This window comes from Streptomyces hainanensis (assembly GCF_004348415.1).
Classification (GTDB): Bacteria; Actinomycetota; Actinomycetes; order Streptomycetales; family Streptomycetaceae; genus Streptomyces; species Streptomyces hainanensis.
Window position 1 is genome coordinate 16,695 of the sequence record NZ_SMKI01000019.1, and the last position, 16,033, is coordinate 32,727.

General features: G+C 75.1%; 13 protein-coding genes. 7 read left to right on the forward strand and 6 right to left on the reverse strand.

Annotation, left to right across the window (positions count from 1 at the left end):
* Nucleotides 1-949: 949 nt before the first annotated feature.
* A complete protein-coding gene (locus E1283_RS03140; RefSeq protein ID WP_132816295.1) occupies nt 950-3,598 on the reverse strand; it encodes an alpha-amylase family glycosyl hydrolase in 2,649 nt (882 codons plus the stop codon).
* A 183-nt stretch (nt 3,599-3,781) separates the two neighbouring features.
* Between E1283_RS03140 and E1283_RS03145 the strand changes: the two genes are divergently transcribed.
* The 3 genes from E1283_RS03145 to E1283_RS03155 are packed head-to-tail and all read left to right on the forward strand — an operon-like array spanning nt 3,782 to nt 5,401.
* The gene (locus E1283_RS03145; protein ID WP_132816296.1) at nt 3,782-4,648 is read left to right on the forward strand and encodes a GNAT family N-acetyltransferase; all 867 of its coding nucleotides are present in this window, start codon (nt 3,782-3,784) and stop codon (nt 4,646-4,648) included.
* Between the two features lie 55 nt (nt 4,649-4,703).
* Complete coding sequence (locus E1283_RS03150) at nt 4,704-5,078, forward strand: YidH family protein (protein ID WP_132816307.1); 375 nt, start codon at nt 4,704-4,706, stop codon at nt 5,076-5,078.
* Complete coding sequence (locus E1283_RS03155) at nt 5,078-5,401, forward strand: DUF202 domain-containing protein (protein WP_132816297.1); 324 nt, start codon at nt 5,078-5,080, stop codon at nt 5,399-5,401. Before E1283_RS03150 ends, E1283_RS03155 begins: the two co-directional genes overlap by 1 nt.
* On the opposite strand, the gene E1283_RS03160 is transcribed toward E1283_RS03155, so the two are convergent.
* Nucleotides 5,388-6,467 (reverse strand): PQQ-dependent sugar dehydrogenase, encoded by a 1,080-nt coding sequence (locus tag E1283_RS03160; RefSeq protein WP_132816298.1) that lies wholly within the window; start codon nt 6,465-6,467, stop codon nt 5,388-5,390. The genes E1283_RS03155 and E1283_RS03160 overlap by 14 nt on opposite strands.
* Nucleotides 6,468-6,599: 132 nt before the next feature.
* Between E1283_RS03160 and E1283_RS03165 the strand changes: the two genes are divergently transcribed.
* The 4 genes from E1283_RS03165 (at nt 6,600) to E1283_RS03180 (ending at nt 10,936) form a co-directional block, all read left to right on the forward strand.
* Nucleotides 6,600-7,061: a MaoC family dehydratase gene (locus E1283_RS03165; protein ID WP_132816308.1), complete on the forward strand. Its 462-nt coding sequence runs from the start codon at nt 6,600-6,602 to the stop codon at nt 7,059-7,061.
* 297 nt (nt 7,062-7,358) lie between these two features.
* On the forward strand, nt 7,359-8,663 hold the full coding sequence (locus tag E1283_RS03170; RefSeq protein WP_132816299.1) for an NsdA family TPR-like regulatory protein: 1,305 nt from the start codon (nt 7,359-7,361) through the stop codon (nt 8,661-8,663).
* Between the two features lie 69 nt (nt 8,664-8,732).
* Nucleotides 8,733-10,067, forward strand: a complete 1,335-nt coding sequence (hmgA, locus tag E1283_RS03175; protein WP_132816300.1) for a homogentisate 1,2-dioxygenase — start codon at nt 8,733-8,735, stop codon at nt 10,065-10,067.
* Between the two features lie 53 nt (nt 10,068-10,120).
* Nucleotides 10,121-10,936, forward strand: coding sequence for a GntR family transcriptional regulator (locus E1283_RS03180; protein WP_132816301.1), 816 nt, complete (start codon nt 10,121-10,123; stop codon nt 10,934-10,936).
* Between the two features lie 54 nt (nt 10,937-10,990).
* On the opposite strand, the gene E1283_RS03185 is transcribed toward E1283_RS03180, so the two are convergent.
* The 4 genes from E1283_RS03185 to E1283_RS03200 form a co-directional block, all read right to left on the reverse strand.
* Complete coding sequence (locus E1283_RS03185) at nt 10,991-11,254, reverse strand: hypothetical protein (protein ID WP_132816302.1); 264 nt, start codon at nt 11,252-11,254, stop codon at nt 10,991-10,993.
* 154 nt (nt 11,255-11,408) lie between these two features.
* Nucleotides 11,409-12,164, reverse strand: a complete 756-nt coding sequence (locus tag E1283_RS03190; protein ID WP_132816303.1) for a class I SAM-dependent methyltransferase — start codon at nt 12,162-12,164, stop codon at nt 11,409-11,411.
* Between the two features lie 42 nt (nt 12,165-12,206).
* Complete coding sequence (locus tag E1283_RS03195) at nt 12,207-13,898, reverse strand: NHL repeat-containing protein (RefSeq protein ID WP_132816304.1); 1,692 nt, start codon at nt 13,896-13,898, stop codon at nt 12,207-12,209.
* Nucleotides 13,882-15,600: a flavin-containing monooxygenase gene (locus E1283_RS03200; protein ID WP_132816305.1), complete on the reverse strand. Its 1,719-nt coding sequence runs from the start codon at nt 15,598-15,600 to the stop codon at nt 13,882-13,884. Before E1283_RS03200 ends, E1283_RS03195 begins: the two co-directional genes overlap by 17 nt.
* Nucleotides 15,601-16,033 lie beyond the last annotated feature (433 nt).

Consider the following 16,033-nt stretch of genomic DNA (forward strand, 5'->3'; position numbering starts at 1 on the left):
GGCGGGCCGGAGGCCGCGGGCCGCCGCAACCCCTGCGCGAGCCGGGGCGGAGGCGGGCCCCGGCCGCGCCTCCGGCGGGACGGGCGTAGCCGCCGCCCCCCGAAGGACCCCACGTCCCTCCCGGCGCCGGCCGGCTGCCGGAGGCCGGGCTGGCGCCAACCCCGCCGGTGGCGAGGACGTTGTCCAGGGCGGCGCCTCGGACCGTCCGGCGGGTCCGGGGCGAAGGCGCCCCGGCGACGGACCCCACGTCGTTCTCGGCGCAGACCACCGGCCGTGAGGCCGGGGCACCGCCCCGGGCCCGGGCAGGAGGCCCGGGCTCCGCCGCAGGCGAACCGACGGGCCGGAGGCCCGGATCGGTCCGGCGTCGAGATCGGGGGTACCGCCCCGGGACGAGGCCCGGGGCCACGTCAGGGCCCATCGGCCCTGAACAGGGCCCAGGTCCCGCCGAAGCCGCCCCGGAGCCGGCCCGGAGACCCTGGCCCCGGCCCCGGCCATGAGGCCGGGCCGTCAGGCCGGGCCACCGGGCCGGGCCACCGGGCCGGGCCACCGGGCCGGGCCACCGGGCCGGGAACGGGCCGGGCCACCGGCCGGGAACGGGCCGGGCCACCGGCCGGGAACGGGGCGGGAACGGGGCGGCGCCCCCGGCCGGGAACGGGGCGGCGCCCCGGCCTCCGCCGGGGGCGCACGGCGCCACGTCGTGCCGCCGGCTCCGCCCGCGCAGCGGCGGGGCCGGCTACGGCGCTGCGCACGGCCCCGCCAGGGGCCGTGCCCCGGACTCCGCCGGAGGCGCACGGCTTCGCCGCGCCGGCGGAAGCGGCACGGCGGCCGCAGGCCGCCGTTGGCCCCCGCCCCGCCGGAGGCGCGGCGCCGGCCGGGGCCGGGCCCCGAACACCGGTGGCCGGACCGTCGGGCAGCCAGCGCAGCGTCGTCGCGTCGTCGCGTCGTCGCGTCACCGCAGGTAGGGGCCCGCCTCGCCGATGCGGCCCGGGGCGGTGTTGGGGCCGCCGAGGTCGAGGACGTAGACGCGGAGGTTGCCCTTGCCCGGCGCCGGCACGCTGAGGGTGCCGGCGGTGACCTGCCGGGTGTCGCCGGTGACGGCGTCGACGTAGGTGCCGTTGGGGACGCCGGTGAAGGTGGCGCCGCCGGAGACGGTGACCAGGGCGAAGCTGTCGACTCCGGTGGCCTGGTCGGTGTAGCGGCGTTTGAAGGCCATGTCGCCGCTGACGCCCTCCGTCGAGTACTGGCCCATCTGGAGGGCCGGGATCTCCCTTCTGATCTGGTTGAGCCGCTGCACGTGCCGGACCAGCGGCTGCCGCAGCGTCTCGGCGACCGGTCCGCTGGCCTCGGCGACCTCGCCGAAGTCGGTGACCGTCAACTCCCCCGCCACGTGGTCGCCGTAGTAGGCGCGGCCGGTGGTGGCCAGGGGGCAGCTGGGGCCGCAGTCGATCCGCTGCCCGGCCTGGAACTCGATCTCCGAGCCGTAGTAGAGGGTGGGGATGCCGCGGAACGTCCACATCAGCGACATGTTCTCGGCCCAGGCGTCGGTGCCGCCGGCGTAGCGGTTGCCCGACTTGTTGGGGCCGTAGTCGTGGCTGTCGACGTAGACGACGTTGAAGGTCGCGTCGTTGGTGGAGTCGTCGGAGTCACGGCCGTTGTGGAACGCGTTGGGCGCGTCCCCGAAGTTCATGTGCATCCGCATGTCGATGATGTTCATCCCGGAGAACCGGTCGCGGTCCGGGGCGTGGTAGCTGTTGCCGCGCAGGAAGGCGTTGTCGGTGGTGGGCTGGCCGGCCGGGCCGATGGCCTGTTCCTCGGTGTACTCCTCCAGCACGGCGGTGGCGTCGTCGGGGCTGTAGTCGCGGCGCGGCTGCCAGGTGAAGAACTGTGCCGAGTGGTTGACCGAGCCGCGGTTCCACTTGTCGTTGACGAAGGCGGCGACCTCGCCGAAGACGAAGAAGTTCTCGGCCCGTTCGGCGCCGAACCGTTCCTCGACGCGGTCGTACATCGCGGGCAGGAAGTGCCGGGTCCACATGACGCGTGGTATGTGCACGGCCGTGTCGAGCCGGAAGCCGTCGACGCCCATGTCGATGAACCGGTTGTAGGCGCCGATCAGGTGCTGCTGGACGCGGGCGTTCTCGGTGTTCAGGTCGGCCAGGTCCTCGTGGAGCCAGCAGCTTCTGGAGTCCTCGCCCTCCCAGTTGCCGATCCAGCAGCGGTGGTAGGTGTCGGCGGGGAAGAGGGAGTTGGTGGGGGCGGGCCACTGGCAGTTGTAGAGCGTGTAGCCCTCGGGGCTGCGACCGCCGGTGGGTGTGCCCCAGTTGGGGCACCCGTTGCCGGCCGGCTCCCCGGTCGACCACAGGTCGCCGTTGTAGGGGCGGCCGTTCTCGTCCTCGTCGAGGGGGTCGTAGGCGCGCCCGGCCTCGGGGGTGTCGTAGTACCAGTCCCACTGCTCGTCCTGGACGCCGTAGACGGTGGGTGTGTAGAGGCCGTTGGCGCCCCAGCGGGAGCTGTGGTTGTAGACCACGTCCTGGTAGATCTTCATGCCCATCGCGTGGGCGGCGTTGATCAGGTCCTGGTAGGTGGCGCCGGTGGACTCCAGGCGCGGATCGACCTGGTAGAAGTCCCAGCCGTGGTAGCCGTGGTAGTCGTAGTCGGAGCGGTTGAGGACGACCGGGGTGATCCAGACGGCGGAGAAGCCGAGGGCCTTGATGTAGTCGAGCCGCTCGATCAGCCCCTTGAAGTCGCCGCGGAACATGGGGTCGTCGTAGTTGGCGTTGCCGGAGCGCTCGTGCTGGCTGCCGCCCCGGTTGTTGGCGCTGTCGCCGTCGAAGAAGCGGGCGGTGAGGACGAAGTAGATCGGATCCTGGCGGGGGTCGGTGCCCAGCGGCTCGCCGGGCTCGGCCGCGGGCGGCGCGTCGCCGGTGGTGACGGTGACGGCGGCGGAGGGCGCCGAGAGGTTGCCGGCGGCGTCGCGGGCGGTGACCTGGTACGCGTACGCGGTGCGCTCCTCCAGGCCCTGCTCGGACCAGACGGTGGAACCGGTGTCGGCGGTGCGGTCGCCGCGGCTCCCGCCGGTGCGGGTGATCCGGTAGCCGGTCACGCCGACGTCGTCGGTGGCCGGCTCCCAGCCGAGCACGACGCCGGTGCCCTCGACGCGGACCGTCAACCCGCCGGGGGTGGTGGGCGGTTCGGTGTCGGGCACGTAATCGGCGCAGGGGTCGCCGGTCGAGACGACGCCGTCCCGGACGGTGATGTCGCCCGTGCCGAGGCGGTAGTTGGCGCCGTTGTTGTTGTCCCAGGTGCCGGCGCCGTTGTTGAAGGTGGCCTGGAGGCCGGACGCGGTGCCGAGGTCCACGGTCCGCTGTACCCAGCCGGGGCACGCCTCGGCCATCCGCACCCCCGGCACGGTGGTCCACGCGCCGCCGTCCGGGGCGTAGTGCAGGTAGTGGGCGCTCCAGTTCCTGGACGCCGTGTAGTAGCTGACGGTCGCGGTGGAGCTGGCCTGGACGGGCTCGCCGGCCGCGACGGGGCTGGCGGTGAGGGCCAGGACGACGGCGAGCAGGGCCAGGATCGGGTGTTTCCGGTGTCGGGGTCTCATGTCGGAGCGGCTCTCCTTGCCAACTGGCAGGCCGGTGGGGGGTGGAGTGCTGCCGTGCAAGAACTTGCGAAACTTCTTGCAGAGTAGCGACGGATCCGTCGGCCGTGAACCAGCCGCGCAGGACGGCTTCTGGCCGCCGAAAACCGGGTGCGGGACCTCGGCGCGGTGGTGTGTGATCGGGACATGGCGATGGAGACGGGCACCCCGGGCGTGGACGGTCTCGGCGAGGCGGTGGCCGCGCTGCGGGAGTGGCAGGACGACGGGGCACCGACGCAACTGCATCCGGGCGATCTCGGCTGGTTCTGGCGGTCGGGCGCGGCGGCGACGGCCGCGGCGGTCAGGACCTGGCGCCGGCGCGGGCGGCTGCTCGCCGTCGGACTGCTCGACGGCCCTGGGCTGTTGCGGCTCACGACGGCGCCGGACGCCCGGCGGGACGCGGAGTTGGCGCGGCGGTTGGTCGAGGACCTGTCGGAGCCGGCGCGCGGGGTCCTGCCGCCGGGGAGGGCGTACGTCGAGGCGCCCGCGGACGCGCTGGTCCAGGAGTTGCTGCGCGACGCCGGCTGGGGGACCGACGAGCCGTGGACGCCGCTGCGCCGCGATCTCGGGGAGCCGGTGGCGGACCCGGGCGTGCGGATCGAGGTGATCGCACCCGAGCGGGCGCACGTGCGGGCCGCCGTCCAGCGGGCGGCGTTCGACGGGTCGACGTTCACGGACGAGCGCTGGCACGCGATGGCGGCCGGCCCGGCCTACGCGGACGCCAGGTGTCTGGTCGCCCACGACGGCCGGGGGGAAGCGGTGGCGGCCGTGACGGTGTGGTCGGCGGGGCCGGGGCGGCCGGGGCTGGTCGAACCGATGGGCGTGCACCGGGAGCACCGAGGCCACGGCCACGGCACGGCGATCTGCCTGGCCGCGGCGGCGGCGCTCCGGGAGCTCGGCGCGTCGAGCGCGCTGGTCTGCACCCCGAGCTCCAACGTCGCGGGCGTCGCCGCCTACGCGTCGGCCGGTTTCCGGCGCCTCCCCGAGGTCCGCGACCGGCGCCGGGACGGGTAGCGGGAGGCGCACCCGGGCCCGCCCCATCAGGCAGACTCGTCATGTGATCGGACGAATGTGGCGGGCGGTGCGTCTGTGGTTCGCGCCGTGGCGGGTGCGGGAGGAGGGTGTCACGCCGGACTACCGGTTCTCGTTGGCGAACGAGCGGACGTTCCTGGCGTGGCTGCGGACCGCCCTCGCGCTGGTGGCCGGCGGGATCGCCGTCGACCAGTTCCTGACCGATCTGGCCTGGGGGCCACGCGTGGCGGTCGCCGCGCTGCTGCTGGCCGGCGGCGGGTTGTGCGCCGTGCGGGCCGTGAACCACTGGGTCCGGTCGGAGCGCGCCATGCGGCGCGGCGAGGATCTGCCGATGAGCCGGTTCCCCGCGCTGCTCGCGGTCGGGACGCTGGTGACCGCCGCGGTGGTCATCGTGGCCGTGGTGCTGAGCTGATGGGCGCGGCGCCGGTGGCACGCGATCCCGGGGCGCAGCCGGAGCGGACGCGGCTGGCCTGGCGGCGGACCACGCTGGCGTTCGCGCTGGTGGTGGTGCTGGCCGGCCGGACCCTGATCACCGAGGGGGACGGCGGCCCGGCCGCAGTGGTGGGGGTGGCCGGGGCCGCCGTGGCGTGGGTGGGGTTCCTGGCGCTGGCGCACCGCAGGATGCGGGCGCTGACCGGCCGCCGGCCGGCGGCGGCCGGCGGCACGGTGCTGGCGGCCGCCGGCGTGGTGCTCGCCGTGGCGGCGCTGCTCGCGCTGACGCTCAGCGCAGGGTGACGACGTGCACCCCGTCGCGGCCCTGCGGGGCGCCGGCGCTGTCGCCGTTGCTGGTGGAGAGCCAGAGCGCCGTGCCGCCCGGCACGGTCGCGACCGTGCGGAGTCGGCCGAGCTGCCCCTGGTAGTACGCCTGCGGGGTGCCGGCCTCGGTGCCGTTCAGCGGGATCCGCCAGAGCCGCTGGCCGCGCAGCGCGGCCAGGTAGAGCGCGCCGTCGGCGTAGGCGAGGCCGCTGGGGGACGCCTCGGCGGTGCTCCAGGTTCGCCGGGGGTCGGTCATGCCGGCGCGGCCGCAGACGCCCTCGCAGACCGGCCAGCCGTAGTTGGCGCCCTGCGTGATCAGGTTCAGCTCGTCCCAGGTGTTCTGGCCGAGTTCGGCGGCCCAGAGCCGCCCGGCGGCGTCCCAGGCCAGGCCCTGCGGGTTGCGGTGGCCGTAGGAGTAGACGTGGTTGCCGAACGGGTTGCCGGGGGCCGGGGCGCCGGTGGTGGTGAGGCGGAGGATCTTGCCGTTGAGCGACTGGGTGTTCTGGGCCAGGCCGGTCTGCTGGGCGTCGCCCGTGGTGGCGTAGAGGTGGCCGTCGGGGCCGAAGGCGAGCCGGCCGCCGTTGTGGTAGGTGGCCCTGGCGATGCCGGTGAGGATCGGCTGGTAGCCGCCGATCGCGGTGCCGTCGAAGGTGAGGCGGGCGATGCGGTTGTCGCTCGCCGCGGTGTGGAAGACGTAGAAGGCCCGGTCGGTGGCGAAGTTCGGCGAGACGGCGAGGCCGAGCAGTCCGCCCTCGCCGCCGCTGACGACGTTCGGCACGGTGCCGACGACGGTGCGGGTGCCGTTGGGGGCGAGGCGGACGACGCGGTGGGTGTCGCGCTCGGCGTAGAGCGCGGAGCCGTCCGGCAGCCAGTCCATGCCCCAGGGCACGGACCAGCCGGTGGAGAGCTGGCTGATGGCCGCCGGCGCGGAGAGCGGCGCGGGCGCGGCCGGCGGCGTCGCCGCGGGGGCGGCGCCGAGTAACGCGGCGACCAGGCCGGTCGCGGCGAGCGCGGTGCCGAGTCGGCGGAGCGTGCGGGCGTGCATGGAAACCTCCGGATGCTTGGCGGGACGGTGTTCACGGCGGATCTTCGGGCCAGCCCCCACGCGTCACCGATCCCACCACTTTGACGATGCACCGTCAACAACGCCCGTCCGACTCGCTATGCTGCCCGCATGGTGGAGCAGCCGCGGATCTTTCCCTCGCCCCACGCCCTACTGGCGGCCGTCGGCCAGGAGTTGGGGCCCGGCGAGTGGCTGACGGTGGAGCAGCGGGCGATCGACCTGTTCGCGGAGGCGACGGGCGACCACCAGTGGATCCACACCGACCGGGAGCGCGCGGCCGCCGGCCCCTTCGGCTCGACCATCGCGCACGGCTATCTGACGCTGGCCCTGCTGCCGGTGCTGGTGCCCGGGCTGCTACGGGTGGAGGGGGTGCGGCTGGCCCTCAACTACGGCGTCAACCGGGTGCGCTTCCCGGCCCCGCTGCCGGCCGGCTCCCGGGTCAGGGCCGCCGCCAGGATCGCCGCGGTGGCCGAGGTGCCGGGCGGGACCCAGCTGACCCTGGCCGCCGGCATCCACCGGGAGGGCGGCGAGAAGCCGGTCTGCGTCGCGGAGACCGTGACCCGCTACCTCGACTGACCACTCCCCCGCACGCCCACCTCCCCGGCGGCGACCGGCCGTGGTGGCGCGCCCGGGCGTGCGCGGGTCGGCGCCTGGGGCGCGTGGGAGTGCGAGGAGGAGTGCGGGACCAGGACGGTCGCGTAGAGGCGGGGGTCGTTCATGGCACCAACGTCGACGCGGTGCCGCGCGCCTTCCCGCACGGCGGACCGAAAGACCGCCAAAGCAACCCGATCGTGTGATCGTGAGGCAGTTCGGTCGACGGCGATGCCCCCGTGCGCCCTGTCGGGCCGCCCCGGGGCGTGAGACCACAGGATCATGACGAACCGGCGCGGCCCCAACAACCGACTGCGGGCCATGCTCTCCGAGGCCGACTGGACCCAGGAGGCCCTGGCCCGTGCCGTGAACACGCTGGGCGGCGAGATCGGCACCGTGCTCCGCTACGACCGCACCTCCGTCGCGCACTGGCTCGCCGGGACCCAACCCCGGCCTCCCGTTCCCCAGTTGGCCGCCGAGGCGCTGTCCCGGCGGCTCGGCCGGGCCGTCAGCCCGGCGGCCGTCGGGTTCGCGGCCGACGTCCAGGAGGCGCCGCCGCTCGACTCGGTGACCGGCTTCACCGCGCTGTGCCGCTCGGACGGCGACGCGAGCCGCCGCCGACCGCTGCACCAACGGCCCTACCGCGTCGCGGAGGCGGTGGTGCCCGCGCTGCCGCCGGCGGCCCCGCCGGAGTCGCCCGCGCCGCGCGCCGAGGGCACCGCGGGCCTGCACGACGCGGTGGACTTCTTCGCGGCCTCCATCGACACCCACGGCGGCCGGCACGCCCGCAGCGCGCTGGCCGCCTATCTCGCCGACGACGTGACACCGCTGCTCGGCCAGCGGCGGTCGCGGCGCGCGCGCCGGGAACTGTTCGTGCTGGCCTCGCGGCTGGCCTTCCTGCTCGCCAGAATGTACGAGGACGGGCAGCTGCACGGGATAGCCCAGCGGTACTACGGCTTCGCCCACCAGTTGGCCGGCGAGGTCGGCGACCGCACCGCCTGGAGCGTGGTGCTGCGGGCGATGAGCGGGCAGGCGCAGCGGCTCGGCCACCTGGCGCCGGCGATCCAGCTCGCGGAGGCCGCCCAGGAGGGCGCCCGCGGCGCGCCCCCCGCCCACCAGGCCTATGTGCAGGCCCAGCTGGCGGTGGTGTGGGGGCTCGGCGGGGATGCCAGGGGTGCGCTGGCGGCGCTCGGCCGGGCCGAGCGCGCCGCCGACCGGGCCACGGCCGCGGCCTCCCCGTTCGACGTCTATCCGGCCGCCGCGCTGCACTTCCAGACCTCGGCCGTGCTGGAGGCGCTCGGCGACCTGCCCGGGGCGCTCGGCGCGCTGCGCCGGGCGGCCGGCGAGCGGTCGGCCGACGACCTCAGGGGCCGGGCCCTCACCCAGGCCAGATTCGGTCAACTGCTGCTGCGCACCGGCCGTCTTGACGAGGCGTGCGCGGCCTGGGAGTGCTTCCTCCACGCGCAGGAACGATTGCGCTCGGGTGAGGCGGAGCGCGCGTTGCGGGAGATGCGGCAGGCGCTCCGCCCGTACCGCAACCGGGGCCGTGCGGCGGAACTGCTGGCCAGGACGGTGCAGGGCCGTTGACTTCGCACCCCCCGCATTCCTACGGTCGAACAGAGGAATAACGAGTTCGCTCGGCGGCGGGAGTGCGGAATGGGCACGGTCGGCAACGTGGCAGGCAGTGGCGGCGGAGACGGGGCGGTGGCGCGCCCGCTGTCCGGCTTCGGGAACCAGCATCGGAGCGAGGCCGTGCCCGGCGCGCTCCCCGAGGGGCGCAACTCGCCCCAGCGCGCCCCGCTCGGGCTCTACGCGGAGCAGCTGAGCGGCAGCGCGTTCACCGAGCCGCGGGCCGACAACCGTCGCTCCTGGCTCTACCGGATCCGCCCCTCGGCGGCCCATCCGCCACTCCACCGGATCGGGAACGGCGGGCTGCGCTCCGCGCCCTTCGACGAGACCGAGCCCGACCCCAACCGGCGGCGCTGGGACCCGCTGCCCGAGCCGCCGGCCGGCACCGACTTCGTGGCCGGCCTGTGGACGCTGGGCGGCAACGGCGATGTCCGGCGGCGGGAGGGCATGTCGATCCACCTCTACCGGGCCGACTCCCCCATGGTCGACCGGGTGTTCGGCGACGCGGACGGCGAGCTGCTGATCGTGCCGCAGCGAGGCACGCTGCTGCTGGTCACCGAGTTCGGGCCGCTGCGTGCGGGTCCCGGCCACGTGGCGCTGATCCCGCGCGGGGTGCGGTTCCGGGTCGAGCTGCCGGACGGGCCGGCCGCCGGCTACGTCTGCGAGAACCGCGGCCGGCCCTTCGTGCTCCCCGAACTGGGTCCGATCGGCGCCAACGGCCTCGCCGCGGCGCGCGACTTCGAGGCGCCGACGGCCGCCTTCGAGGACGTGGAGCGGCCCGTCGAGGTGGTCACCAAGTTCTGCGGGAACCTCTGGGCCGCCGCCTACGACCACTCGCCGCTCGACGTGGTGGCCTGGCACGGCAACCACGTCCCCTACCGCTACGACCTGCGCCGGTTCAATGTGCTCGGCTCCATCAGCTTCGACCACCCCGACCCGTCGATCTTCACCGTGCTCACCTCGCCCTCGACCCAACCCGGCGTGGCCAACGCCGACTTCGTGGTCTTCGCGCCGCGCTGGCTGGTCGGCGAGGACACGTTCAGGCCGCCGTACTTCCACCGGAACGTGATGAGCGAGTACATGGGCCTGATCGAGGGCGCCTACGACGCCAAGGCGAGCGGCTTCGTGCCGGGCGGCGGCTCGCTGCACAACATGCTCTCGGCGCACGGCCCGGACCGCGAGACCTTCGAGCGGGCCAGCGCGGCCGAGTTGACGCCGCAGAAGGTCGACGACGGGCTGGCGTTCATGTTCGAGACGCGCTGGCCGGTGACGTTGACCGAGCAGGCCGCGAGCTGCGGGCATCTCCAGCGCGACTACGACGCCGTGTGGCAGGGTCTGGAACGCCATTTCCGTCAGCCCTGAACGAGCACCGCCCCGCAGCGCGAACCGTGCTGCCAAGCCCCGGAGCGACCGCCGTGACCGTCTTCGCCCCCGACTCGCTCGAGCTCAACCGCAAGCTCCCGCTCTGGTACCAGGTGTCGCAGTCGCTCCGCGCCTCGATACTCGGCCGCTCCCCCGAGGCACCGCTGCGGCTGCCCACCGAGGAGCAGTTGGCGGGGCACTACGGGGTGAGCGTGCTGACGATGCGCCAGGCGCTCAAGGAGTTGGAGCAGGAGGGGCTGATCAGCCGGCACCGGCGGCGCGGCACCTTCATCGAGCCGGCGGCGGGCCCCCGGGCGCCGGTGCGGCTGCTGGGCTCGGTCGACGCGATCGTGGCCCAGCAGTCGGGCGAGGAGACCACCCTGCTCGGCCACGGACCGGTGCCGGTGCCCACCGACCTGGCGGGGTTCTTCCCCGACCTCGCCGAGGTCGTGCGCTTCCGCCGGCTGCGCAGGGACCGGACCAGCGGCGAACCGGTCAACTGGGTGGAGAACCTGGTGCGCCCCGAGGTGGCGGCGCGCATCGAGCCGGCGACGCTGGCGCGGTGGCCGATGACCCGGGTGCTGCGGGACGTGGCCGGGGTGGCGGTCGGCCGGATCACCAACACCGTGCAGGCCAGGCTGGCCGACCCCGAGACGGCCCGGCTGCTCGCCGTGCCGCTGCTGAGCCCGATCCTGCACATCACGGGCGTGGAGTACGACGCGTGTGGGCGCGCCGTCGACGTGGCGCGAATCCACTACCGGGGTGACCGGTTCTCGTTCGCGGTGTCGATGGACGCGGTGTCGGCGGACGCGGGACCGGGCGACGCGCCTGTCGAACTCCCCCTGGACGACGGGCCGGACGCCGACTGAGCCGCCCGCCGCCGGGCCGGGGCCGGCCCGGCGGTCGGGAACGCGCTCAGGGGTTCAGCCGCGACCGCCGAACAGCGTGCGCCGCAGCCGCCGAAGCGGCGCGAGCAGCGACACGCGCGCCTTCTTGCTGGTCGCCGTGCGCTCGTCGCGCCTGGTCAACTCCCGCATCAGCGTGGTGGCTTCCTCGGCGTCCCGCTGTGACACGGCAGGGCCGGAGAGCACGCTCAAGTGGCGATCGAGGCGGGCGCTGCTGGCGCCACTCCCGCAGTTGATGGCAGGCACTCGAGGCGGCCTGCTCCGCACTGTTATCCGCTCCATGACTCTCCCACCCGTACAACGGCACCCGGTCCGGGCAGGGTAACCCTAACGCCCCACAAGTGCGCATGGGTATCCCGGTCCCACCTTTCACCTTTCCCCGCAACGGGGTTGACGAACACGACAAGACATCCGTTCCCTCGTAAACCCGCGCGCGTTACGTCCGGCGCGCGATGGTGACGATCTCGTGGCTCGCCGGAGTGAGCGGCGAACCGTCGAAGTCCCCGTAGCGCTCGGCCACCCGCAACCCCGCCTCGGCCAGCGCGGCGTCGATCGCGTCGGCGTCGAGGAACCGCAACGGGCCCCGGCGGACCAGGTCTTCGGGCCAGGCCGGTCCGCTCATCCGGGTGACGGCCTCGACGACGCCGCCCTCGCCGGCCGAAGCGGCCTCGACGGTCATCCGCACGACGCCGCCGGAACCGGCCGGGTCCTGGACGGCCAGCCCGTACTCGAGACCCCAGCTCTCCCAGCCCCGCACCGCCGGGTTGCGGGTCTCGAAGCCGAACGCGCCGCCCTCGGCGAGGGCGGCCCGCACGGCGGCAAGCGAGTCCCGCACCTGCTCGTCGGTGACCCACTCCTGGAAGGCGTGCCCGGTCATCACCACCAGGTCGAACTCGCCGTCGAAGGACGTGGTGGAGAGGTCGCCCCGGATCCACTCGACGTCGGTGCGCCGCCTGGCGAGCCGGAGCATGCCCTCGGCCGGGTCGAGGCCGACGAGCCGGCCGGTGTGGCCGGCCTCCCGGGCGTGGTGCAGCAACATCCCGGTGCCGCAGCCCAGGTCGAGCACGGAGCGCGCGGCCATGACACGCGGCAGGTAGAAGTGGAAGTCCTCCCGCTCCTCCCAGGGGAAGAAGGCGTCGTACGCGGCGGCGTAGTGCGGATCGGCGAACGGGGCGTGCGAGTCGTTGGTCACCGGGACAGCCTGGAGAGCGAACGCCGCGCACGCCACCACATTTCACTCGTTAGGCGCAGCGCCGCCTCCGGCGCGCCCGTCGGGTCGTGCCGGCCGGTCCAGGCGCAGCACGGTGCCCTCGCCGTTGGCCGAGAGCAGCAGGGCGCCGTCCGGGGCCAGCGCGAGGCCGGCGAACGGCGGCGGGGGCGCCGCCACTCCTGGCGGGTCCTTCGGCGCCGCCCGCCCGGCGGCCGCCGGCCGGCCGACCGGCAGGTCAGCGGCGACCACCCGCCGCTCGCCGGTCGGCAGCGAGATCGCCAGCAGCCTGCGGCGCGCGGTCTCCACGGTGAACAGCTCGTCGCCGTCGACGACCAGCCCCTGCGGCGCGCCGAGGCCGTCCGCGACGGTCGTGCCCGGACCGGCGCCCTCGTCGTCCAGCCGCAGCACCGCCCCGAGTTCGTCGTCGGTGACGTGGACGCGTCCCGCGCCGTCCAGGGCCACGTCCACCGGGTGCGGCAGGCCCGCCGCGAGCACGGTGACCGCGTCGTCCGCCGCGTCGACGCGCAGCACCCGGCCGGCGCCGGCCTCGGCGACCAGCAGCGCGCCGTCCGGGGCGACGGCGATGCCGACCGGATCGCGCAGCCCGGTGACCCGCACCCGGGTGGTGTCGCCGGCCGGGTCGTGGGTGTGCACCTCGCCGCGTCGGGTGGTGAGGTGGAGCAGCCCGTCGGCGGCGGCCACGCCGTGTGCGAAGATGATCAGGCGGCGGGTCAACGCCGCGTCGGGCCACGGTGGTTGGGTGGTCGCCTCGCCCGGCGCCGGGGTGCTGGTCAGGCTGAAGTGGTCGGCGACGTGTACCCGGCCGCCCAGGTCGACGGTGATCCCGAAGGGCCCGTTGAGCCCGCGCGGGACGAGGTCCCTGGTCCTGCCGTCCGGGTGGACCTCGGTGATGCCGCCGCTGGCGTAGCTGGACACCAGCATCCGGTTCTCGGCGTCGAAGGCGGCGTTGTCGAGCCCGGTCACGCCGGTGGCCAGCACGGTGCGCCGGCCGCTGTCCCGGTCGATCCTGGTGAGCAGCCCGGCCGGGCCCCGGGAGAGCACCACGAGGGCGCCGCCCCGGTCGAAGCGGACGGCCACCGGCTCGTCGACGGCGTCGGCGAAGAGCTCGGGCGGCCCCCCGTCCGGGTGCACGCGCCAGACCTGGCCGGTCATCATGTGCGGGTAGTAGAGCCAGCCGTCGGGGCCGCGCTGCATGGCGTTGCCCCAGGCGAGGTCGTCGGCGAGCACCACGGGGTCGCGGCCGTCGGGGAAGAGCTCGAACAGCCGGCCGGCCGAGCGCATCTCGTTGACGAAGAGCCGGTCGCCGACGCAGGTGATGCCGTTGGGTTGGGCGATGTCCGCGGTGACCAGGTGGTACTCGCCGGCGGGGGTGCGGCGCCAGACCCGGCCGGGGGTGAGGTCGGCGATGTACATGGCGCCGTCGGCGCCGAAGGCGAGGTCGTCGGGGGCCTCGACGGGGTCGCCGGGGCCGACGACGGTCTCCACGTCCCCGGTGGCCGGGTCGACGGCGCTGATCCGGCCGGCGAGGAACTGCGCCACGTGGAGCCGGCCGTCGGGGCCGAAGGCGATGCCGTTGGAACCCCACAGCGGGTTGGGGTGGTTGAGCCGGGTGGCACGCCAGCCGGCGCCGGTGGCGGGCCGCCGGGCGCCGGCGGGGTCGAGGCGGCTGGGGCGGGCGTCAGTCGGCGAGGACATCGCGCAGTCCTCCCTCCGCGCGCCACCGCCTGATCAGCCGGTGGAAGGCGATCGGCCCGTCGCCGAACGAGGGGCGGCGGCCGGCCCGCACCCGGCCCTCGTTGTTGTAGTAGCCGGGGGTGCACTCGGCGTGGAACGCCGAGTGGTCGACGCCGCGTTCGCGGAGCGTGGCCTGCCAGCCCTCCTCGGCCTCGGCGGTGGGCTCCACGCGGTGGTCGGTGCGCTTCGCCGCCTCGGCGACCACCTCCGCGATGTGCAGGGCCTGTTCGTCGAGGACGTGGGTGAAGTTCACCGCGCTGGCGTTCTGCAGCGCGCCGAGGTGGAAGAGGTTGGGGAAGCCGTGGCTGTAGAAGCCGTGCAGGGTGCGCGGCCCCGCCGCCCAGTGTTCGGCGAGGGTGCGCCCCGCCCGGCCGTGGATCGGGAAGCCGGTGCGGTCGGCGGTGGGCAGGGTGAGGTCGAAGCCGGTGGCGAAGATCACGCAGTCGACCTCGTGGGGGACGCCGTCGACCACCACGGCGCGTTCGGTGAGTTGCTCGATGCCGGGACCCGCGGTGTCCACCAGGGTGGTGTTGGGGCGGTTGAACGTCTCCAGGTAGCTGTCGCTGAAGGTGGGGCGCTTGCAGGCGTAGCGGTACCAGGGCTTCAGGGCCTCGGCGGTGGCCGGGTCCGCGACGATCCGGTCGACGCGGGCGCGGATCTCGTTCATCGCGCGGAAGTCGGCCAGTTCGAGCTGGCGGTCGCGTTCCTCGTCCGACGTCCCCTGCGGCCGGTGGTCGACGCGGGGCATCAGGGTGCCGAGCAGGTGGCCGCCGGCGGTCCAGCCGTCGTCGACCAGGTCCTCGTCGACCGGCGCGCCGCTGACGGCGGCGAGGAAGTTCTCCCGGCGCTCGTGGTGCCAGCCCGGGGCGAGGGTGGCGCTCCAGCCGGGGTCGGTGGGGCGGTTGCCGCGCTCGGCGACGGAGGACGGGGTGCGCTGGAAGACGTAGAGGTGGCCGGCGGCGGCGGCGAGGTGGGGGACGCACTGGATGGCGGTGGCGCCGGTGCCGATGAGGCCGACGCGCTTGTCGGCCAGCCGGTGCAGGTCGCCGTCCGGGCCGCCGCCGGTGTAGGCGTAGTCCCAGCGGCTGGTGTGGAAGGTGTGGCCGCGGAAGTTCTCGATGCCGGGGATGCCGGGGAGCTTGGGGCGGCCGAACGGGCCGCCGGAGACCACGACGTAGCGGGCCGCGATCCGGTCGCCCCGGTCGGTGGTGACGGTCCACTCGCCGGCGGCGTCGTCCCAGCGCAGCCCGTCGACCTCGGTCCCGAAGCAGGCGTCGGCGTAGAGGTCGAAGTGGCGGCCGATCGCGCGGGCGTGCTGGCGGATCTCCTCGCCCGGCGCGTAGCGCCACTTCGGGACGTAGCCGACCTCCTCGAGCAGCGGGAGGTAGACGTAGGACTCGATGTCGCAGTGGATGCCCGGGTAGCGGTTCCAGTACCAGGTGCCGCCGAAGTCGCCGCCGCGCTCGATCACCCGGATCCGGTCGAGGCCGGCCTGGCGCAGCCGGGCGGCGGCGAGCAGCCCGCCGAACCCGCCGCCGACGACCACGGCGTCCACCCGGTCGCGCAGCGGTTCCCTGGTGTGGGCGGTGGCGTGGGGGTCGTCCACGTAGTAGCCGAAGTCGCCGGTGGCGGGCCGGTACTGGCGGCTCCCCCGCGGGTGCAGGCGGCGGTCGCGCTCCGCGCGGTAGCGGCCCGGGCCGTGGTCATGGCGGCTCCGCCGCCGGTCTCGTGTGGGGCTTCCGCCCCATCCACCCGGCCATACGCGCGCTGCACCGCGGGCCGGGGAGCCCGGCGCTCCGCGTCCACGCCGCGGAGCGGCGTCGGGCCCCGGCGGCGGGACCCGCGCTCAGCGCGGGACGGGCGGCGCGGCTCCGCCTGACGTGCCCTGCGGCCCGTAGGGCCGCCGTGCGGCCGGTGCGCCGGCCGCAGACCGCCCCGCGCGAAGCGCGGGGGAGGGGGAGCCGGCTCCGCCAGGCCCCTGGGCACCACGGGCCGCCCCGCGCGGAGCGCGGGTGGGGCGAACCACCGGCGCGGAGCGCCGGGAGCTGGCTCCGCCAGGCCCCGACGCCGCAGGCCACCCCGCGCGGAGCGCGAGC

What these genes read in the sequence shown, in the direction of transcription:
- E1283_RS03140 (WP_132816295.1), bottom strand. Translation starts at nt 3,598, where the DNA reads ATGAGACCCCGACACCGGAAACACCCGATCCTGGCCCTGCTCGCCGTC.
- E1283_RS03145 (WP_132816296.1), top strand. Translation starts at nt 3,782, where the DNA reads ATGGCGATGGAGACGGGCACCCCGGGCGTGGACGGTCTCGGCGAGGCG.
- E1283_RS03150 (WP_132816307.1), top strand. Translation starts at nt 4,704, where the DNA reads ATGTGGCGGGCGGTGCGTCTGTGGTTCGCGCCGTGGCGGGTGCGGGAG.
- E1283_RS03155 (WP_132816297.1), top strand. Translation starts at nt 5,078, where the DNA reads ATGGGCGCGGCGCCGGTGGCACGCGATCCCGGGGCGCAGCCGGAGCGG.
- E1283_RS03160 (WP_132816298.1), bottom strand. Translation starts at nt 6,467, where the DNA reads ATGCACGCCCGCACGCTCCGCCGACTCGGCACCGCGCTCGCCGCGACC.
- E1283_RS03170 (WP_132816299.1), top strand. Translation starts at nt 7,359, where the DNA reads ATGACGAACCGGCGCGGCCCCAACAACCGACTGCGGGCCATGCTCTCC.
- hmgA (WP_132816300.1), top strand. Translation starts at nt 8,733, where the DNA reads ATGGGCACGGTCGGCAACGTGGCAGGCAGTGGCGGCGGAGACGGGGCG.
- E1283_RS03185 (WP_132816302.1), bottom strand. Translation starts at nt 11,254, where the DNA reads ATGGAGCGGATAACAGTGCGGAGCAGGCCGCCTCGAGTGCCTGCCATC.
- E1283_RS03195 (WP_132816304.1), bottom strand. Translation starts at nt 13,898, where the DNA reads ATGTCCTCGCCGACTGACGCCCGCCCCAGCCGCCTCGACCCCGCCGGC.